A 19,848-nucleotide genomic window follows, 5' to 3' on the forward strand; every position below is an offset into this window, starting at 1 on the left:
GAGGCGAGCGCGACGATGACCCGGACCCAGGAGCGCATCCCGACAGTGGTCGTGGACGACGCGCACATCATCTACCGGGTGCACCAGGGCGCCGCCGGTGGCACCACGCCGGTTGCCGCGCTGCGCCGGCTGGTCAAGCGCACCCACGCGCCGAACGTCCGGGAGGTGCACGCGGTCAAGGGCATCTCGTTCACCGCGTACCGGGGCGAGGCGATCGGGCTGATCGGCAGCAACGGCTCCGGCAAGTCCACCATCCTGCGGGCCATCGCCGGTCTGCTGCCGGTGAACCGCGGCGCCATCCACACCCAGGGGCAGCCCTCGCTGCTGGGCGTCAACGCCGCCCTGCTCAACGACCTCTCCGGGGAGCGCAACGTCGTCCTCGGGTGCCTGGCCATGGGCATGCACCCCGACGACGTGGCCAAGCAGGCCGCGGGGATCATCGACTTCTCCGGGATCAACGAGCGGGGTGACTTCGCCAGCCTGCCGATGCGGACGTACTCGTCGGGCATGGCGGCCCGGCTGCGGTTCTCCATCGCCGCCGCCAAGAAGCACGACGTGCTGCTCATCGACGAGGCGCTCGCCACCGGCGACAAGGGCTTCCGCAAGCGCAGCGAGCAGCGGGTGCGGGAGCTGCGGGAGGGCGCGGGGACGGTGTTCCTGGTCAGCCACCAGCTCTCCTCCGTCCGGGACACCTGTGAACGGACGATCTGGCTGGAATCGGGCGTCATCCGGATGGACGGCCCCACCGACGAGGTCATCCGGGCGTACGAGGCGTACGCGAACAGCAAGTAGAGTTCCGGCGAACGTCCGGCATCGACACGGCACCTGAGGACCGCGTCGCCCGCGTTGGGGCGACGCGGTCCGCGCGTTAAGGTTCATCCCGTCGCCGCTCGGGCGGAACCTTCCGTTAACGCATCCCTGAGAGTGAGGATCCGGCAATGACGCAGGACCAGACCCCTGGCCCGGACGCCGAAGCGGGAACCCCGACGCCGTGGCGGCCCTCGCGGACAGTGGCGGTGGTTCTGGCCGGCGGCACCGGGACGCGGCTGGGCCTCGGCATCCCGAAGCAGCTGCTGAAGATCGCCGGTAAGCCGATCATCGAGCACACCCTGGCGGTCTTCGAGGCGGCACCGGAGATCGACGAGATCATCGTGCTGATGGCCACCGGCCACGTCGAGGACGCCCAGCAGATCGTCGAGAAGGCCGGCCTGCGCAAGGTCACCAAGGTGATCGAGGGCGGTGACACGCGCAACGCCACCACCCGGATCGCCCTGGACGCGGTCGGCCCGGAAGACTGCAACATCCTCTTCCACGACGCGGTACGCCCGCTGCTCAGCGGCCGGATCGTGCGCGAGTGCGTCAACGCGCTCTGGAGCTACGACGCCGTGGACGTGGCCATCCCCTCCGCGGACACGATCATCCAGGTCGACGAGAACGACTGCATCACCGACATCCCGGTGCGCTCCCGGCTGCGCCGTGGGCAGACCCCGCAGGCATTCCGCTCCCCCACGATCCGTGAGGCGTACCGGATCGCCGAGGACGACCCGGACTTCGCCGCCACCGACGACTGTGGCGTGGTGCTGCGCTACCTTCCCGGCACCCCGATCAAGGTGATCGACGGTTCCGACGAGAACATCAAGGTCACCCACCCGGTCGACGTGCACCTGGCGGACAAGCTCTTCCAGCTCGCCGCCGCGCAGGCCCCCCGGCTGACCGACCACCGCAGCTACAGCGAGGAGCTGACCGGCCGGACCATCGTGGTGTTCGGCGGCAGCTACGGCATCGGCCACGAGTTGACCGAGCTGGCCCGCCGCTTCGGCGCCCAGGTCTTCCCGTTCAGCCGTTCCAGCACGGGCACCCACGTGGAGCGGGCCGAGGACGTCGAGGCGGCGCTGACGACCGCCTTCCAGGCGACCGGCCGGATCGACCACGTGGTGGTCACCGCCGGCATCCTGGAGCGGGGCGAACTCGCCGAGATGGACGAGGAGACCATGGACCGGGTGCTCCAGGTCAACTTCGTCGGCCCGGTGACCATCGCCCGCCAGGCCCTCCCGTACCTCCAGCAGACCAAGGGCCAGTTGCTGCTCTACACCTCCAGCTCCTACACCCGGGGCCGGGCCCGATACGCGCTCTACTCGGCCACCAAGGCCGCCCTGGTCAACCTCACCCAGGCGCTCGCCGACGAGTGGGCCGACATGGGCGTCCGGGTCAACTGCATCAACCCGGAGCGCACCGCCACCCCGATGCGGACGCGGGCCTTCGGCGAGGAGCCGGAGCACACCCTGCTCGCCGCCGAGGCCGTCGCCCAGTCGTCGCTGGACGTGCTGATCTCCGAACTGACCGGTCAGGTGATCGACGTACGCCGGGCACCCGGTGACGGGCCGAGCGTGCCGGCGCAGTCCGGGTCGAGTCGGGTCGAGGCACCGGCCGGCGCGACGTCCGCCAACTGACGCCGACCGGCTGCGGAACCACGAACGGAGCGACATGCGCGGCGACCTGGTCCGAAAGCTGGCCGCCCGGGGCCTGAGCACCGGGTTGGCCGTGCTGGCCTTCGTCGTGCTGGCGCTGACCGGCGCCACCGGCTGGGGGCTGGCGTTGGCGGTCGCCGCGTTGGCCGCCTCGGCCGCCGAGCAGCGGATCCGGCCCGGCGCCGACCTGGTGGCGGAGACCGCGTTGATCGCCACGGCGATCCTGGTCGGTTACTCCCGGCGGCTGGACGACGGGCTCGACCTCGCCCTGGTCGCCACCGGGCTGGTCCTGCTGGGTCTGGTGCTGCTGGTGGGGCCGCTGCGCACCGCTGGCGGCCTGGAGATCCGCGCGGCCAACCTGCCGGTACGCGCCTGGACGCCGCTGATCGCCGACCGGCTCGGCACCGCCCTGCTCGGGCTGCTCGCCGCCCTGGCGCTCGCCGCCGCGCTCGCCCTGCCGGCCGGGGTGGCGCTGGCCGCCAGCCTGCTGGTCGGGGCGGGCGCCGGCGCGGTCGCGCTGGACCTGGCCCGGCGACGGTTCCGGCCACGCGCCGGTGGCGGGTCGGTGACCGCCGCGCTACGCCGGCACCAGCCGGAGTTCCTGCTCTACTTCTCCGCGCCCCCCGGCTCGGAATACCAGGTCACCATGTGGCTGCCGTACCTGGAACGGATCGGCCGGCCGTTCCTGGTGGTGCTGCGTGAGCCGGAGTTCCTGGCCCCGATCGCGGCGGCCACCGACGCGCCGGTGGTCTACTGCCCCACCCTGGGGGCGATGGACCAGGCGTTGGTGCCGAGCCTGCGGGCGGCGTTCTACGTCAACCACGGTGCGAAGAACAGCCACTGCGTCCGCTTCACCCAGCTCACCCACATCCAGCTGCACCACGGCGACAGCGACAAGGCGCCGAGCGCCAACCCGGTGTCGGGGATCTTCGACCGGATCTTCGTGGCCGGGCAGGCGGCGATCGACCGGTACGCCCGCGCCGGAGTGCAGATCCCGGCGGACAAGTTCGTGGTGGTCGGTCGCCCGCAGGTCGAGTCGATCGAGGTACGCCCGGAGTCCGCACGAGGGTTGGCGCATCCGACGGTGCTCTACACGCCGACCTGGACCGGGCACCACGCCGACGCCGACTACTGCTCGCTGCCGGTGGCCGAGAGCCTGCTGCGCCGACTGTTGGAGCGCGGCGCGACGGTGATCCTGCGAGCCCACCCGTACACCACGCAGAACCCGGCATCGGCGCGGCAACTGGGCCGCCTGACCGACCTGCTGGCCGCCGACCGGGCCCACACCGGCCGCCAGCACGTGGTCGGCGCGGCGGCCCGGGAACTGAGCCTGACCGAGTGCGTCAACGCCGCCGACGCGCTGGTCTCCGACGTGTCCGGAGTGATCTCGGACTTCCTCTACTCCGGCAAGCCGTACGCGGTCACCGACATGGGCGACGAGGGTGACCGGTTCGTGGAGCGGTTCCCGCTGGCCGGGTCGGGTTACGTGCTGCGTCGGGACATGTCCAACGTGGACGACGTGCTGACCGCTCTGCTGGACACCGACCCGCTGGCCGAGGCCCGCTGGGCCACCCGCCGCCGCTACCTGGGTGACTTCCCGGCCGAGTCGTACGCCGAGGCGTTCCTGACCGCCGCCCGCCGGGAACTGGCGCCGGCCGAGACGCTCACCGCGACCGCACCGGCATAGCGCTCAACGGTACGGATCCAGCAGCGCCAGCACCGCCGCCGGGTCCTCCACGTGCGCGTTGTGTCCGAGACCGGGCAGCGTGGCGACCGGCACCCCGTACTCCTTGAGCTGTTCGTCGGTGACCATCGGGTCGTTCTCCCCGCGCGCCAGCACCACCGGCACGTCGGTCGCGGCCAGCAGCGCGGCCAGGTCGGGCTCGCCGACGGCGAAGGCGGCCGGGTCCATGGCGAGACGCCACCGGCCGTCGACCTGGCGCAACCCGGCTTCCACCACCGGGTGGTCCGGCGCGACCAGGCCGGTGAGCCCGGCGACGCGCAGGTAGCGGCGAGCCGCCTCGGTGCGGGTGGCGAACCAGCTCACGGGTCGGGCGGCGACCTCGGCTGCGCGGGTCAGCTCGGCGGGCGACCAGAGTGCCTTGATGCCCAGCCCGACCACGGCGTCCACCGGCGCACCGGCGTCGCGGGCGGCCAGCGCCAGGCCGACCACCCCACCCAGTGAGTGCCCGAGGACGACCAGCCGGTCGTCGGGGGCGAGGGCCCGCGCGACCTGCCGGGCCAAGCCCGCGAAGGAGTACGACGGCAGTGGCGGCGCCCAGCCGTGGCCGGCGAGGTCCGGTGCCAGCCACCGCCCGGGCCAGTGCCGCTCGAGGTACGGGGCCCAGGGCAACCACACGTCCCCGGTCGTTCCCATGCCGTGCAGTAGCAGCAGGACCGACCCGCGGCCGGTGTGACCACCCGTCTCATCCACCACGGCCGCAGTCTCCCACGGTTCGCGGCCGGGTACGAGAGCCGTCGACGGCGGGCCGGGCGGACAGACGCCGCGGGCGCCGGCCCCTTGTGGGAGACGGCGCCCGCGGCGGTCAGCGTGCCCGGGTCAGGCGGAGTAGCCCCGGCTGGTGATCCAGTTGGCCAGGTCGATCGTGGTGATCCAGTACGACGGGTCGGCCGGGTTCGCCGAGTCGGCGATCCGTACGGTGCGACCGTTGTCCTTGTAGCCCACGACGGCGATGTAGTGCCCGCCGCCGTAGGAGTGCCAACCGCCGTCGGTGTCCACGGCGTCCCCGACGACGTTGGCCACCACGCCCCGGCCGTCGGTGACGGCCTTCACCACGTCGGCCTGGAGCCGGTCCATCTGGGCCGGGCTGGGCGCGCCGGGGAACATCCGGGTCCGGTACGGGGAGCCCTTCACCTCGGCGTTGAGCACCCGGGTGGTGTCCTCGGCCGAGTTGGTGCCCATCTCGGTGGTGCCCAGTTCGGCGCCGAGCTCCTCCTGGGTGCGGTCGATGCCCGCGGCGCTGAGCGCGTTGCGGGTGGCCGCCGGGCCGCAGTTGTAATAGGTGTTCTGCGCCTCGTAGTCGTAGTCGAGCACCTTGGTCGCGGGGGGCTTCGGCGGCGTCGGCTTACGGGTGAGGTCGGGGTTGCTCTTGGCCTTGGCGGCAGGCGACGCGGCGCTGGTGGCCGGGGCGGCCGTGGTCGGCGCGGCGCTGGCCGAGGGGGACGCCTCCCGAGCCTCGCCGCGGGAGGCGGCGACGTCGCTGCGCATCTCGGCGACGGTGGTCGCGGTGCGCTGGCCGGCCGGGGCGTCGTCGGCGGTGGTGAGCAGGGCGCCGGTGGTGGTGGCGATCGCGAGGGCTGCGGCGGAGGCGGCGACGATCTGGTACGGGCGCTCGGTGGCGAGGCGGCGGAGCTGACGCTGCAGGGTGTGCTTCACGGGGTCCTCCACGGATCGGGGGGAGAGCGGCACACCGGGGCCGGACCGGTATCCGGGCAGGCACCAGCGCGCGGACCGTGGTCCGCGGATGGTGAACCGCTCAGGGGAACGCCCGGATCGGCCGGGCGGGGAAGGCGATGACCCGGGGGTCAGCTCACCGTCACGCGACGATTGAGCGGGTGCACCGCCGCGCCGTGGAGGCGAGGGAACAACCGAGGGGTGGAAAGGTGCTGCACGAGGATGGGACTCCTTCCGACACCGCCTACCGGGTTAGCTGACGGATTCGGGCGGGAAGACGCCCTACCGCGGGCCGTGGCTCGCGGATTCACCCCGGACATACTGGTGGGTCCCCGGTTCGTTGATCACGATTGAGCGGGTCGATGCGGCGTCGCGTCTTGCGATCGGTTACCGCACCGGACGGGACGACACTACTGGCGTCTCAACACCCTGCCAAGCCAGCTTCACCTGCGTAAACCCCAATTGGCGCCACAATTTCTGCGCGTATTGCCGATGATGTGACTCGATGGGACAACCAGTTACGGCGACGCCTACGGGCGACAACCGGACAGGCCGCAAAGAACGCGACCACAATCGCGGCAACAATGCCGTCGATCGCGCCGGACGTCCGATTTCACACCTGGGTGACCCGGCTCACATAACAGATTGGGCTCAACCCACCCGGGCCGGACGCCACAGTGCCACGACGGCGGGACGCAACGCCCCGGCGACCGTGCGGCGCGCCGGCACCAGGGTCGGGCGGAGCCGGGCCGCCGCCGCGTACGCCTCCTCGGCGAGGGCACGGGCCGACTCGGCGGCCAACTCCGCGTCGCGCCAGGCGACCCGCTCACGGTCGACGGCCACCTGGTAGTCGGCCAGCCGCGCATCCCGGATCACCCTGCTGATCAGCACCTCCTGCTCGACCGGGTGTCGCCGGGGGTCCCAGCCGCGCCGGTGCCCGAACACGTCGCCGAGCTGCGCCATGGTCAGGTCCCCCCGCCAGTACGCCGCCATCGCCGCCCGGTGCAGATAACGTTCCCGGGCTGCGTACTCGGCGGGGGTGTGCGGGGTCTGCGGGGTGGGCAGCGCTCCGGCGCCAGCGAAGCGACGCGCGACGGCGTCCGCCTCGTCGTACCCGGTCCAGGCCCGATTCAGCTGTTCCTGAGCGGTCAGCCAGGCGGCGCGCCGCCGCCTGGCGGTGGTGGCCGCGCCGGCCGCGGCGACGGCCACCTCCTCGGCGTAGCGGCGCCTGTCGACGGCCTCGGCCGCGGCCAGCTCCTGGGCAGTGGGCCCGGCCGGCAGCGGTTCGCCAGTGGGCCGGTCCCGTTCGGGGCGGGCGGCCAGCACGGTGAGCAGGCCCAGGGTCAGGAGGAACAGCGTCGACCAGATGGCGGCGGCCCGCGGCACCTCGGTCACGAACTGGTAGAAGACGACGGTCTCCATGGTCGGCACCTCGTGGAGAGTGAGCAGTGCGATGGAAAGCCGCGCCGACCAGCGGGCCACGGCGGGCCACGGGTCGGCGGGTCAGGAAGCGGGTGGGTCGACAGGGCGAGGCGGCGGGACGGTCGTCCCGGTGGCTCAGCGCCCGGGTGGGGCCCGGGAAGCCCGACCGCCGGCACAGTCGACGTGGGGCAGCCGGTCAGAGTCGGCCGCGCGGACCGGCAGCACGCCGGCCGCGATGGTGCCCTCATCGCCGGGGAGCGCCACCGGCGCGTCGACCGACCAGGTCGGGGCCGACTCCTCGGCGGCCCGCGCGGGGGCCGGACGGACCGCGCCAGGTGCCCCCGACCCGGTGGCGTCGGCACCATCGTCGCCCGGCGCACGGCCGGCGGTGGTGACGGTCGGCCCCGATGGCGCGGCGTGCCAGCAGGAGGCCGCCGGCGAGCCGGCGACAGTGGTCGGCACCACGCTGGACGTTGGCCCCGGGCCGGGCGTCGACGTGGCGGCCGTGGCCGGGCCTGCGCCGAGCGCCAGGGCCGCGACGACGGCGAGGCTGGTCAGCACCCGCGTCGCCCAGCGCGCCACCCACCACAGCGGACAGGTGAACGCGACCGGAAGCACGCCCCCACGCTACGCCTCGCGCCGACCCGGGCGCACCGACCACGGGCGTGTCGGATCACGCCGCGCCGGCCCCTTTGACCAGGTTGGACGCCCTCAGCGCAGGTCGACGTACGGCGATCGACCGCCGGCCTGACCGACCTCGTCGGCGGGTCTGTCGACCTCGCCGCGGGCGATGCTCGCGGGGTCTCGTGCGTCGTCGTCGCCGGCCGCGCGTTGTCGGGGGACGGGCGCCGGACGGGCCGCGCGGCGCGGCGCGAGCCGGCGCATCATCGGGGTTTCGACGAAGCGGTGCAGCAATCCGGCGAGGATCAGGTTCGCCGCCAGGAAACCGAGCACCACGGCCGGGCCACGCCAGCCTCCGAAGCCGACCCCCCAGGTGCCGCTCCACCGCAGCACGCTCGTCATCACCAGCACGTGCACCAGGTAGAAGGCGAACGAGACCTCACCGAGCCAGACCAACGGCCGGGACCGCCACGGCGAGCGCCGACCGCGCACGTCCGCGTCCGCGGCGGCGGCGATCACCAACAGGTACGCGACCGCCAGCAGCGTGGTCCACAGCTCGGCACGGATCCACTGGGCGGCCGTCACCCAGGTGACCACGAAGATGACGCTGGCCCAGGTCAGCCCGGGGCCACGCCACAGACCCCGACGCATCAACTCGGCCGCCGCCGCGCCCAGCCAGAACTCCAGCGACCGGGTCAGCGGGAAGACCTGGGTGAACCACCACCGGCTCTCCTCCGGCACCAGCTGCTGCGCCGGCCAGAGCGCGAGGATCAGCAGCGGCATCGCCACGATCAGCGCCCAGAGCAGCTTCGGTCGGGCCCGGCGCAGCAACGGCAGCACCAGCGGCAGGCAGAGGTAGAAGAAGAACTCGCAGGACAGCGACCAGCTGACGGTGTTGATGCTGTAGAACCAGCCCGGCCGAGGGTCCCACGCCTGCAACAGCAGCAGGTTCTCCAATGCCGCCGCCGGCAGGACCGGGTCGGCGAACCACCCGGCGACCACCAGCGTCGCCACGAAGAGCACCAGGTGGTTCGGGTAGATCTTGGCGATCCGTCGCCGCCAGAAGGTCCGCCGGGAGTCGCCCTCACGGGCCGACCAGACCAGCACGAAACCGCTGAGGATGAAGAAGAACTGCACCCCGGAGAGACCGAGGGTGAACAGCGCGTCGATGACGGCCTTGTAGTCCGGCTCGGCGATGATCCGCATGGTGCCGGCATGGAAGCCGAAGACCAGCAGAGCGGCGATCCACCGCAGCCCGGTCAGCGAGGGCAGCCGGGGCGGGGACGGTGCGGGCCGGGCGGCCGACGTCGCGGCGACGCTCGTCATGCCGGGATCCCGGCGCTCGGCAGGGTCACCAGCACTGTCGTAGCCTCCTCGGCGCGGCGTCGGACGGCGCGACGGCGACGCCCACGACGACCCGGCAGGGCCGCACCGAGGCACCCTACCGGGTGAACCGGACGCATCCCGCCCGCCGCATGGGCCCGCGTCCCCCCGGCTCGGGAACCGCCCAGCGGCTCGGCGTTAACCTTCCGCTGGGCGGGAGTTCAGAGAGTTCACCATCGGCGGCAACGTCAGGTTCCGGGGCCGGCCACCCGGGTCGTCGAAGGTGGCGGACGTGGTCAATGAGCCGACGCACGCACCGCTGCTGAGCATCGTCGTGCCCGTGTACGGCGTCGAGGCGTACCTGTACCAGTGCCTCGAGTCGATCCGGGCCGACATCCCGGCGAGCGAGTCGGACGCGGTCGAGCTGATCGCCGTCGACGACGCCTCCCCGGACGGCTGCGGCGACATGCTCCGCTCGTACGCGGTCAGCCGCGACGGCGTACGGGTCGTGCACCTGAGCAGCAACGTGGGTCTGGGGCTGGCCCGCAACGCCGGGCTCGACGTGGCCACCGGCCGGTACGTCTGGTTCGTGGACAGCGACGACTGGTTGCCACCGGGCACGATCGCGGCGGTGCTGGACCGGCTGCGCCAGCACCAGCCCGACGTGCTGATGCTCGACCACCTGCGGGTGCACGAGGACGGCCGGCGCGAGGTCGACGCGAGCAGCCCGCTGCTGCGCGGGATCACCGGCGTGACCCGGTTGGCCGACCAGCCGCAACTGCTGCGGGTGCAGCACACCGCCTGGAACAAGGTGGTCCGCCGGGACTTCATGGACGAGCTGGAGCTGCGGTTCTTTCCCGGCTGGTACGAGGACATCCCGTTCAGCCACCCCCTGCTGATCGGGGCCGAGAAGATCTCCGTGCTGGACCGGGTCTGCTACCTGTACCGCCAGGGCCGCCAGGGCGCGATCACCTCCACCTGCAGCAGCCGGCATTTCGACGCCTTCGCCCAGTACGAGCGGCTGATGGACTGGGTCGACCGCAAGCACCCGGACGAGCGGTTGCAGGCCGAGCTTTTCGAGCTGATGATCAGTCACTACCTGGTGGTGGTGGGCAACGACGGTCGGCTGCACCCACACCTGCGCCGCGACTTCTTCCACCGGGCCGCCGCGCACTACCGTCGCTACCTGCCCACCGGCGGCTACCCGCTGCCCCCGGGCGTGACCGGCCTCAAGCACCGCCTCGTGGGGCGGGGCGACTGGCTGGCGTACTCGGCGCTGCGCCAGGCCCACCGGGTCGCCGGCCGCCTGCGTCGATCCGGCCCGGAGGGCGGTGCCGAGGGCGGTTCGCTCGCCGCCGACGAGGACCCGGGGCGAGGGGCGAGCGCGGGGTCGACGCGCGACGGTGGGCTCGCGCCGGAGCGGCGCGACGCGCTGGCCGTCGGCCGGCGGCCGTGATCGCCCCCACCACTGAGCACGCCGGGAGCCGGGGCGACTCCCGGCACCCTGATTTTCCAGGTCGTCCGCCCGCCGGGTGGATGACGACAGCACCACCGCACCCCGGTGCGGGCATATCTGAGCAGAGGTCGGAATGACAGCGACAATCAAGATCGGACCGCACGCGGTCGGTGCCGGGGAACGGCCGTTCGTGGTCGCCGAGATGTCCGGCAACCACAACGGCGATCTGGACCGGGCGCTGGCCATCGTCGACGCGGTGGCAGCGAGCGGGGCGCACGCGCTCAAGCTGCAGACGTACCGGCCGGACACCATCACCATCGACGTCGACACCCCGGCGTTTCGGATCTCCGGCGGGCACGAGCTGTGGGGCGGGGAGAACCTGTACCGCCTCTACGAACGCGCGCACACCCCGTACGAGTGGCACGGCCCGATCTTCGAACGGGCCCGCGAGCGTGGCCTGACCGTCTTCTCGTCGCCGTTCGACGCGACCGCCGTGGAACTGTTGGAGTCGCTGGACGCGCCCGCGTACAAGATCGCCTCGTCGGAGCTCGTCGACCTGCCGCTGATCCGGCTGGTGGCCAGCACCGGCAAGCCGATGGTGATCTCCACCGGAATGGCGACGGTCGCCGAGATCGACGCCGCCGTGCGCACCGCCCGGACCGGCGGCGCGGCAGGCATCGTCCTGCTGGCCTGCACCGCGTCCTACCCGGCCCCGCCGGCCGACAGCAACCTGCGCCGGCTGCCCGTGCTGGCCGGCGCGTTCGACGTGCCGGTCGGGCTCTCCGACCACACCCCCGGCATCGGGGTGGCGGTCGCCTCGGTGGCGCTCGGCGCCTGCTTCATCGAGAAGCACGTGACGCTGGACCGGGCCGACGGCGGTGTGGACTCGGACTTCTCCCTGAACCCGGCCGAGCTCACGGCCCTGGTCGCCGAGTCCGGCCGCGCGTTCGAGGCGCTGGGCGGCACCGCGATCGGACCGACCCCCGCCGAGCAGGAGGGACTCCGGTTCCGCCGGTCGCTCTTCGTGGTCGAGGACGTCCGGGCCGGCGATCCGGTGACCGCGCACAACGTCCGCTCGATCCGGCCGGCCGGCGGGCTGGCCCCCGTGGAGATCGACCGGGTCCTGGGCCGCACCTTCACCACCGACGTCCCCCGAGGAACCCCCCTCAACTGGAACCAGATCTAACCCCCGCCGCGCCCCCGCCCCGCCCCGCCCCAGCCCTGCCCCGCCCAGCCCAGCCCTGCCCCGCCCTGCCCTGCCCCGCCCCAGCCCCCGCCCGCGTCGATCATGGACTTGTGGTGGGCGTTAACACCCCTGGTGCCTGCTTTGTGAGGCACCACAACTCCATGATCGACGGGGTGGGGCGGGTCGACCGACGGGGTGGGCAGGGTCGATCGGGGGCGGGGCGGGTGGGGTTTATCGGGGTTGGCGGGGGGTGGGGGCGCCGCGACTGGAGGCGAAGCCGACGGTGAGCACCAGGTCAGCCAGCCGGAGGGTCCGCCAGACCGCCGAGCCGTCGGCCGGCGCGCCCAGGCCGTGACGCCGCCACCAGGCCGCCACCGGCACGTCGGCCAGCTTGCAGCAGCACTCGGCCCGGGTCCAGCGGGCCCAGAAGTCGTCCGCGCCGAAGCGGCGGGCCAGCGCCGGCGGCACCGGGGCGTCGGCGCGCTCGGCGTCGATGGCCACCCGCCAACCGGGCGTCGACGGGCCGTACCAGCCGACGCATCGGCCGTCGTCGAGGTGGCTCCGGGTCACCGCGTCGGCCATGGCTTCCGGCGACCCGATGCGCAGATGCTGCTCGGCGGCGACGAGCAGCCCCGGCACCGGACGAGGCGCGAAGCCGCCGCCCACCTCCGGCGACAGGGCCGGCCCGGTGCGGCCGATCCGCCGCGCCGGTGGCACCGGCGGGCGAACCGGCCGCAGGTCAGATGGCGGCGGCACCGTCCACCACGATGACCTGGCCGTTGATGTTGGTGTGCTCCCGCAGCAGCATCCGCACGACCGGGGTGACCTCCTCCGGCTCGGTCAGGTGACCGGTCGGGGTGCGGCGCACGATCTGGTCGAGCTGGGTGGGGCCGAGCACGGCGGACATCTCCGAGGCGAAGAACCCGGGCGCGACCGAGTTGACCAGCATCCGGCCGCCCAGTTCGCGGGCGAGCGAGCGGGTGGCGGCGTCCATGCCGCCCTTGGTGGCCGAGTACGCGACGAGGCCCGGGAATCCGCGCTGCCCGCAGATCGAGGTGATGTTGACGATCCGCCCGCGCAGCCCTTTCGCGAGCATCCGACGGATCACCAGCCGGGTCAGCTGCAGCGGGGCGGTCAGGTTGGTCTCGATGATCCGGGCGATGTCGTCGGTGGCGGTGTGCGCGTGCAGCGAGTCCTGCCCCATGGCGGCGTTGTTGACGAGGCCGTCGATCGGGCCGAGGTGCTGCTCCACCTCGCGGACGAAGCTCTGCGCGGCGCGCAGGTCGGTGACGTCCACCGAGCCCACGTGCACCCGGTCGGGGTGGGCGGCGGCAAGCTTCTCCAACTCCGGGGTGAGGGTGCGGGCGAACGCGGCCACGCGTACGCCCGCGTCGAGCAGGTCGGTGACGATGGCCAGGCCCAGGCCACGGGAACCGCCGGAGACGAGGACCACGGAGCTGGGCGGGACGAGCTGGTTGTCGGCTGGCTCAGACATCGCTCTTCAGGGTCTCCTTGACGGGAATGTCGGTCAGGACGCGAATGCGGCGCGGCACCGCGTGCTCGGGGAGCCGGTCGGCGCACCACCGGACCAGCGCGGCCTCGTCGGTGTCCACAGAGGACGAGGCGAGGACCACCTCGGCGACCACCATCCGCCCGAGCACCGGGGCGCGGCGACCGGTAACCCGGGCCCAGGCCACCCCCGGATGACCGGCGAGCACGCCGCGGACCACACCGGCGGAGACCTTGCTGCCACCGACGTTGATCTCGTCGGAGTCGAGTCGGCCGGTGATCAGCACCCGGCCGTCGAGCACCTGCACGCGGTCCCCGGTGCGGATCGGGCCGGCGAGACCGGCCCCGTGGTACGGGGAGGTGACCACCAGTTCGTCGTCGTGGACGGAGAGCGTCGGTCGGCCCGGGGTTTCCCGGCCCAGCCAGTCGACCGGGAACCCGGCCCGCCCGTCGTGCACCACAATGGACGCCCCCACCTCGGAGGACGCGTAGATCCAGGAGATCCGGGCCGCCGGGAAGACCTCCCGCAGCTGGTCCAGGATCGCCTGGTCCACCGGCTCCCCGCCGAGGGTGATCTGGCGCAGCGGCACCCGGGCGAGGGCCTCAACGTCGCGGTAGAGGGTGCGCCGCCAGAAGGTCGGGGTGCCGGAGGCCGCGTCCACCCCGTGGGTGGCCGCGACCGTGGGCCAGTCGTCCAACTCGTCGGGCTCGACCACCACCAGGTGCTGGCCGGGCTGGGTCAGCGACAGGGTGGCGACCTGCCACCAGGCGTACGTGCCCGGCGCGTACGGGCAGAGCCAGGTCCGGTCGGGCTGGTCGGCCCGCACCGTGGTCAACGTGTCGAGGGTGTGCCCGACCCGCTTCGGACGCCCGGTGGAGCCCGAGGTCAGCAGCCAGAGCCGGCCCGGCTCGGCGGCTCGCGGCCGGGCCGGTGCGCTCGGGTGCACGCCGTCGTCGTCGAGGACGCCGACGGTGAACCCGGCCTCCAGCAGCTCGGTGCGCATGACCGCGTCGACCCGACCCACGGTGCTGAGCAGCAACTCGGTGCCGTGCACGGCGTGCTGCCGCGCCGCGGTGAGCGCGTGCACGGCCGAGCGGGCGAGCACCGCCGCCGGGTCGGGCAGTGTGGGCGTCGGCAGCGAACGCCAGGTCAGCGTGGCGCCACCGACGACGAGCCGGTTGTCGACACCGGCCGGCTCCGGGCTTGCGGGGGTCAGGTGGCGCGACGTCGCGACGGTCACTGGTGTTGAAGCTCGACGAGGAAGTCGAGGACATCCCCGACGGTGGCGATGCGACGCAGCCCGGGGGCGTCGAAGTTGAGCTCCTCCCCCGTCTCGTCCTCCACCCGCAGGGCCAGCTCGGAGAAGTCGAGCGACCGGAAGCCGATCTCCCGCAACTGCGCCGCGTCGTCCGCGGGCAGCTCCTTGTCCTGATTCTTCAGCACCTGAGCCATGAGGTCGCGGATCTGCGCGCGACTCAATTCGTTCATGCGCCGCAGTCTACAACCCAACGAATGCATATCCGATTTCCCGGTAGGCCCGGGTAAGGTTCCGGAACCCGAAGTGAACGGCTAGAAAGCGAGACGCACGTGCTGCGCGAAGCGATGGCGGACGACGTTCATCTGATGTTGTCCTGGCGTAATCAGGAAACCAATCGACAGGTCAGCAAGACCAGCCACGAGATCACCGCCGCCGAGCACGCCCGCTGGTGGTCGGCGGTCCGCGACGACCCGTCCCGGCGGGTGCTGGTGTACGTCCGCGACGACCGGCCCTGTGGCGTGGTCACCTTCTTCGACCTGCGGTTGGACGGCCCTCGGACGGGCGCGTGGGGCTTCTATCTCGACGCCGACGGCCTGGACGCCAGGGGCGAGACGCTGCCGGCCTGGCTGGGGGTCATGCGGGAGGCCGTCGAGTACGCCTTCGACGGGCTGCACCTGGATCGACTCGACGGCGAGGTGCTCGGCCACAATACCGTCGTACGGCAGATGAACCGACGTTTCCGATTCGTCGAGGGCACGCCGCGACAGGAGCTGTCCGACGGCCGCGAAATCACCGTCGTCCCGATTTCCCTGGCTCGGGCGGACCGCTGCCAGCGCTGATTGTCGGACCCTTTCCGAAATGGACAGGACCCATTAACCGGCAGTGCTCCCGGTGGACATCCGCCGTTCACGAATAGCGGTGTCCACCGGGGCGTGGCGGGTCAGACCCGACGCCAGGCGGCCCAGTGCTGCTCCGGGTTCCCGCCGAGGCGGACGAAGCCGTACGCGGTGCCGTCCCAGTCGTCGGCCTGCCCGGGTGCCCAGCGTGCGAACACGACCTGCGCCGCGGCTGGCGGCTGCCCGACGCCGAACCACCGGACGTCGGTCCAGGTCACCTGGTGGCTGAGATTGAACCGCAGGACGTAGTGCACGCCGGTCGAGGCCCACACCCGCTCGCCGGGGCGTACGCCGACGTCGGCCACCCGGGGCGTCGGGGCGGTGCTCTCGGCGGCCGGTCGGACGATCCGTTGGTCGATCACCTGCATCGTGACGAGGTTGACCACCACGAGGGCGCCGAGGATCGGCAGCCGCAGGCGGGGCACCCGGGCCGCGGCGACGAGCACCACACAGCCGGCGATGCCGACCAGCGACCCGACCACCGGTCGCAATTCATGCCAGCCCCCGGTCAACGCCACCAGGTCCGGCGCGCTGAAACCGCCGTAGCGCAGCTGATGGTCCTGGCTGGCCACGTACGCGAGTCGGGCCGCGATCAGCGCGCCGCCACCGACCAGCAGCGCCACCGCGACCGCTGCCCGGCGCAGCACCACCCCCCAGCCGGCGGTGAACAGCACCCCCAACCCGACCAGCAGCCAGAACGGCGCGAGCATCTGCACGTACCGGCCGTAGATCGCGTCCAGCGGCTTGCCGGTGATGCCGGACAGGATCACCGACGCGCCGCCGGCCACCCCGACGGTCACCACCAGTGCCACGCCCATCGTCCAGCGGGCCGCGTCGCCGTGCCGCGGACGCCACAGCTCGCGGACGGCCCCGGCCCAGGCCACCCCGGCCAGTCCGAACGTGATCACCACGAGGTACCAGAGCTGGGTGGTGACCGCGGCACCCACCCGGACCACGCCCTGGGCGGAGGCGATCGCGTCGAGCGTGCTGCCGCCGGGAGTGCTGCCGAGCAGGTAGACCTTGCCGCCGAGGTAGCGGATGGCGGCCTCGTTGACGAGCGCCATGGCGAGCACCGGCAGCAGCGCCGCGAGCACCACGGGCGGGCTGATCCGCCGGCGGACGAACAGCAGCAGCACCAGCCCGGCGTGCACGGCCACGATCACCAGGCCGCGGGAGTGCAGCAGGTGGAACCCGCCGACGAGCAGGCCCACCGTGGCGGCCGCGAGCGGGCCGGGCCGGGTGATCCAGCGGTGCACGGCGAGCAGCCAGGCGACCACGAGCGGCGCCATCACCGCGTCGATCATGGCAACGCCCGCGTAGAAGGCGGTGGCCGGCAGGGTCGCCGCCGCGACCGCGCCGAGCAGCGCGTACGAACGGCGCAGCTGGAACAGGCGGCGACCGAAGAGGTACGCCAGCGGCAGCAGCGTCGAGTTCACCATCGCGTTGATCAGCTGGACGATCCGGTAGCTGTCGGTGAAGTCCCGGTCCCCGAGGAACGCCGGCGAGATCAGCATCGGGTAGCCGACCCGGCGCAGCAGGTCGTTCTCGCTGCTGAAGCCCCCCGGACCGCCGGCCAACGCACGGGCGGTGTTCAGGTAGCTGTCCTCGTCGGTGTGCGCGATGGGCAGCACGATGTGCCGGGACCACCACATCCGCCAGGCCACACTGAGCACCCAACCGACGACCAGCAGCAGCGGCAGCAGCCACCGCCGGGCCGGCCGGTCACTCGGCGTCTCGACCGCCACCGCCGGCCGGTCGACCACGTCACTAACGGGTGCCATCAACGCCTCCAGAACTGCCGGCCGGGCCGGGCCCACGCGGATCCGACGAGCACGTCGGCCGGCGGCGGTGACGCTGGGGGTGGCCCGCTCACACCACGCCGGTGTGAATGTCGGGTGAACACGGGAGCCGACTGCGCGCGGGGCCGCCGGGTCGTTCGCGCGGTCACTGTAGCGGCCCGATCCGGCCTGGTCAGCCCCCGTCCCGGGCGGTCGGAAGTGTTCGCCTGCGCGGTGTCCGGCATTCACGGGAGCAGAGGTTGCGGTTCACCCGCGAGCGCCGGGGAGTTAACCCGCCATGGCTAGCGTGTCACCCCGGTCGGCCGGCCCAGGGCCGCTCGTTCATCCACGAACACGGGAGCACCACATTGAGTGAGTTGAATGGATCGTCCATTCTGATCACCGGGGGAACTGGTTCCTTCGGCAGGACGTTCCTCCGGCACATCCTCAACGAGGCCGACCCCGCCCGCGTGGTGGTGTTCTCCCGCGACGAGCTCAAGCAGTACGAGCTGCGCCAGCAGCTCGGCGACGACCCGCGGCTGCGCTGGTTCATCGGCGACATCCGGGACCGGCACCGCCTCACCCGGGCCATGCACGGCGTCGACCACGTGGTGCACGCCGCCGCGCTCAAGCAGGTGGACACCGCGGAGTACAACCCCTCGGAGTACATCGCCACCAACATCACCGGCTCCCAGCACGTCGTCGACGCGGCGATCGAGGCCGGCGTCAAAAAGGTCATCGCGCTCTCCACCGACAAGGCGTCCAGCCCGATCAACCTGTACGGGGCGACGAAGCTGGTCGGCGACAAGCTGTTCGTCTCGGCCAACCACTACGCCGCCCAGCACCCCACCCGCTTCTCGGTGGTGCGCTACGGCAACGTGGTGGGCAGCCGCGGCTCGGTGGTCCCGCTGTTCCGTCGGCTCGCCGCCGAGGGCAAGAGCCTGCCGATCACCGACAAGCGGATGACCCGCTTCTGGATCACCCTGGACCAGGCCGTGCAGTTCGTCATGGACTCGTTCGACCAGATGCAGGGCGGCGAGCTGTTCGTGCCGCGCATCCCGAGCATGCGCATCCTCGACCTGGTCGAGGCCGTCGCCCCGGACGCCACCACCCACGAGATCGGGATCCGGCCGGGCGAGAAGCTGCACGAGGAGATGATCGCGCCCGACGACAGCCGGCGGACGCTGCGCGCCGACGGCCGGTTCATCGTCCAACCGACCATCGCCACCTGGGGCTACCAGGCGCCGATCGACTGCGACCCGGTGCCGGACGGCTTCGCCTACCAGTCGGACACCAACGACGAGTGGCTCACCGTCGAGCAGTTGCGCGACATGCTCGGCATCAACGGATGACGGGGATGCTCCCGTACGGTCGGCAGTCGATCAACGAGGACGACGTCGCAGCCGTCGCCGACGTGCTGCGCGGCGACTGGCTCACCACCGGTCCGCAGGTCGACGCCTTCGAGACCGACCTCGCCCGGTGGACCGGCGGCGTCGGTGTCGCCGCCGTCTCCAACGGCACCGCGGCGCTGCACGTGGCGTACGCGGCGGCCGGGGTGGGACCGGGCGACGAGGTGGTCGTCCCGCCGATGACGTTCGTGGCGACCGCCAGCAGCGCGGTCGCCCTCGGCGCGAAGATCGTGTTCGCCGACGTCGAGGACGAGACGTTCTGCCTCGACCCGGCGGCGGCCGCCGCCGCGGTCACCTCGCACACGAAGGTCGTCGCCGCCGTCGACTACGCCGGCCACCCCGCCGACTACGACGCGCTGCGCACGTCGATCGAGGGCAGCGACGCGCTCCTGCTCGGCGACGCGGCGCACTCCATCGGCGGGACGTACCACGGTCGACCGGTCGGTTCGCTCGCCGACCTCACCACGTTCTCGTTCTTCCCCACGAAGAACCTGACCACCGCCGAGGGTGGCGCCGTCGCGGCGCTGGACCCGGAGATCCTGAAGCGGGCCCGCCGGTTCCGTGGTGTCGGCGTGGTCCGCGACCGCGACGACCTGCGGTTCCCGGACGAGGGCGGCTGGCACCAGGAGGTGCACGAGTTCGGGCTGAACTACCGGCTCCCGGACGTGCTCTGCGCCCTGGGCCGCAGCCAGCTACGTCGGCTCGGCGAGTTCACGGCCCGCCGCAGCGCCCTGGTCGCCCGCTACGACGAGGCGTTCGCCGACCTGGACGGCGTGCTGGTGCCGAACCGCAGGTCGTGGGCCGACCCGGCCTGGCACCTCTACCCGATCCGGGTGCTCGACGGACGCCGCCGCGAGGTGTACGACCGGATGCGGGCCGCCGGCATCGGCGTTCAGGTCAACTACATCCCGGTGCACTGGCACCCGGCCTTCGCCGACCTGGGATACCGGCGCGGGTCCTGCCCGGTCGCCGAGTCGTTCTACCTCCAGCAGCTGTCGCTGCCGCTGTACCCGGGGCTCAGCGACGCCGACCAGGACCGCGTCATCGACGCGCTGACCGCCGCGGTGCGTGGCGGCCCGGTGCGTCCGGCCGTCTGATGGGAACCT

Annotated in this window: 18 protein-coding genes and 1 riboswitch; of the genes, 8 read left to right on the plus strand and 10 right to left on the minus strand. The window is 72.5% G+C overall.

The genetic code is table 11. From position 1 onward, the window contains the following. Positions 1 to 15: 15 nt before the first annotated feature. The 3 genes from ACZ6NZ_RS11070 to ACZ6NZ_RS11080 all read left to right on the plus strand — a co-directional run bounded on the left by ACZ6NZ_RS11070 (position 16) and on the right by ACZ6NZ_RS11080 (position 4,155). Positions 16 to 792, plus strand: a complete 777-nt coding sequence (locus ACZ6NZ_RS11070) for an ABC transporter ATP-binding protein (RefSeq protein ID WP_036412239.1) — start codon at positions 16 to 18, stop codon at positions 790 to 792. 146 nt (positions 793 to 938) lie between these two features. After that, the gene (locus tag ACZ6NZ_RS11075) at positions 939 to 2,450 is read left to right on the plus strand and encodes a bifunctional cytidylyltransferase/SDR family oxidoreductase (protein ID WP_366611593.1); all 1,512 of its coding nucleotides are present in this window, start codon (positions 939 to 941) and stop codon (positions 2,448 to 2,450) included. Between the two features lie 34 nt (positions 2,451 to 2,484). Beyond that, complete coding sequence (locus ACZ6NZ_RS11080) at positions 2,485 to 4,155, plus strand: CDP-glycerol glycerophosphotransferase family protein (RefSeq protein ID WP_465857865.1); 1,671 nt, start codon at positions 2,485 to 2,487, stop codon at positions 4,153 to 4,155. Between the two features lie 3 nt (positions 4,156 to 4,158). Here ACZ6NZ_RS11080 and ACZ6NZ_RS11085 read toward each other — a convergent pair whose 3' ends face one another. The 5 genes from ACZ6NZ_RS11085 to ACZ6NZ_RS11105 all read right to left on the minus strand — a co-directional run bounded on the left by ACZ6NZ_RS11085 (position 4,159) and on the right by ACZ6NZ_RS11105 (position 9,252). Next, entirely contained in the window at positions 4,159 to 4,905 is a 747-nt protein-coding gene (locus tag ACZ6NZ_RS11085; RefSeq protein WP_465857867.1) for an alpha/beta hydrolase, read from the minus strand. A 123-nt stretch (positions 4,906 to 5,028) separates the two neighbouring features. Next, positions 5,029 to 5,877, minus strand: a complete 849-nt coding sequence (locus ACZ6NZ_RS11090; protein ID WP_465857869.1) for a C39 family peptidase — start codon at positions 5,875 to 5,877, stop codon at positions 5,029 to 5,031. A 232-nt stretch (positions 5,878 to 6,109) separates the two neighbouring features. Beyond that, a riboswitch (cyclic di-AMP (ydaO/yuaA leader) is annotated at positions 6,110 to 6,250 on the minus strand. Between the two features lie 284 nt (positions 6,251 to 6,534). Continuing rightward, complete coding sequence (locus ACZ6NZ_RS11095) at positions 6,535 to 7,305, minus strand: hypothetical protein (RefSeq protein WP_465857871.1); 771 nt, start codon at positions 7,303 to 7,305, stop codon at positions 6,535 to 6,537. A gap of 135 nt (positions 7,306 to 7,440) precedes the next feature. Then, positions 7,441 to 7,923: a hypothetical protein gene (locus ACZ6NZ_RS11100; RefSeq protein WP_465857873.1), complete on the minus strand. Its 483-nt coding sequence runs from the start codon at positions 7,921 to 7,923 to the stop codon at positions 7,441 to 7,443. Positions 7,924 to 8,016: 93 nt separating this feature from the next. Beyond that, on the minus strand, positions 8,017 to 9,252 hold the full coding sequence (locus tag ACZ6NZ_RS11105) for an acyltransferase family protein (RefSeq protein ID WP_465857875.1): 1,236 nt from the start codon (positions 9,250 to 9,252) through the stop codon (positions 8,017 to 8,019). Between the two features lie 289 nt (positions 9,253 to 9,541). Here ACZ6NZ_RS11105 and ACZ6NZ_RS11110 point away from each other — a divergent pair, with 289 nt between their 5' ends. After that, complete coding sequence (locus tag ACZ6NZ_RS11110; RefSeq protein WP_465857877.1) at positions 9,542 to 10,705, plus strand: glycosyltransferase family 2 protein; 1,164 nt, start codon at positions 9,542 to 9,544, stop codon at positions 10,703 to 10,705. A gap of 133 nt (positions 10,706 to 10,838) precedes the next feature. Continuing rightward, positions 10,839 to 11,891 (plus strand): pseudaminic acid synthase, encoded by a 1,053-nt coding sequence (pseI, locus tag ACZ6NZ_RS11115; protein WP_465857879.1) that lies wholly within the window; start codon positions 10,839 to 10,841, stop codon positions 11,889 to 11,891. Positions 11,892 to 12,122: 231 nt separating this feature from the next. Here the strand turns inward: pseI and ACZ6NZ_RS11120 are convergent, their stop codons facing one another. The 4 genes from ACZ6NZ_RS11120 to ACZ6NZ_RS11135 are packed head-to-tail and all read right to left on the minus strand — an operon-like array spanning position 12,123 to position 14,889. Further along, a complete protein-coding gene (locus ACZ6NZ_RS11120; protein ID WP_465857881.1) occupies positions 12,123 to 12,647 on the minus strand; it encodes a hypothetical protein in 525 nt (174 codons plus the stop codon). Further along, a complete protein-coding gene (locus tag ACZ6NZ_RS11125; RefSeq protein WP_465857883.1) occupies positions 12,631 to 13,386 on the minus strand; it encodes an SDR family NAD(P)-dependent oxidoreductase in 756 nt (251 codons plus the stop codon). Before ACZ6NZ_RS11125 ends, ACZ6NZ_RS11120 begins: the two co-directional genes overlap by 17 nt. Next, positions 13,379 to 14,641: an AMP-binding protein gene (locus tag ACZ6NZ_RS11130; RefSeq protein WP_465857885.1), complete on the minus strand. Its 1,263-nt coding sequence runs from the start codon at positions 14,639 to 14,641 to the stop codon at positions 13,379 to 13,381. Before ACZ6NZ_RS11130 ends, ACZ6NZ_RS11125 begins: the two co-directional genes overlap by 8 nt. Continuing rightward, entirely contained in the window at positions 14,638 to 14,889 is a 252-nt protein-coding gene (locus ACZ6NZ_RS11135; RefSeq protein WP_091401397.1) for an acyl carrier protein, read from the minus strand. Before ACZ6NZ_RS11135 ends, ACZ6NZ_RS11130 begins: the two co-directional genes overlap by 4 nt. Before the next feature lie 99 nt (positions 14,890 to 14,988). Between ACZ6NZ_RS11135 and ACZ6NZ_RS11140 the strand changes: the two genes are divergently transcribed. Then, a complete protein-coding gene (locus ACZ6NZ_RS11140; protein WP_465857888.1) occupies positions 14,989 to 15,498 on the plus strand; it encodes a GNAT family N-acetyltransferase in 510 nt (169 codons plus the stop codon). 101 nt (positions 15,499 to 15,599) lie between these two features. Here ACZ6NZ_RS11140 and ACZ6NZ_RS11145 read toward each other — a convergent pair whose 3' ends face one another. Continuing rightward, positions 15,600 to 17,336 carry a hypothetical protein gene (locus tag ACZ6NZ_RS11145; protein ID WP_465857890.1) on the minus strand — a complete coding sequence of 579 codons (1,737 nt, stop codon included), beginning with the start codon at positions 17,334 to 17,336 and terminating at the stop codon, positions 15,600 to 15,602. Positions 17,337 to 17,701: 365 nt separating this feature from the next. On the opposite strand from ACZ6NZ_RS11145, the gene pseB reads away from it, so the two are divergent. After that, positions 17,702 to 18,685 carry a UDP-N-acetylglucosamine 4,6-dehydratase (inverting) gene (gene pseB / locus ACZ6NZ_RS11150; protein WP_366611567.1) on the plus strand — a complete coding sequence of 328 codons (984 nt, stop codon included), beginning with the start codon at positions 17,702 to 17,704 and terminating at the stop codon, positions 18,683 to 18,685. Beyond that, positions 18,682 to 19,839, plus strand: a complete 1,158-nt coding sequence (locus ACZ6NZ_RS11155) for a DegT/DnrJ/EryC1/StrS family aminotransferase (RefSeq protein WP_465857892.1) — start codon at positions 18,682 to 18,684, stop codon at positions 19,837 to 19,839. Before pseB ends, ACZ6NZ_RS11155 begins: the two co-directional genes overlap by 4 nt. The last annotated feature ends 9 nt before the right edge of the window (positions 19,840 to 19,848 follow it).

The sequence above is a fragment of the Micromonospora sp. NPDC047756 genome (genome assembly GCF_055587245.1).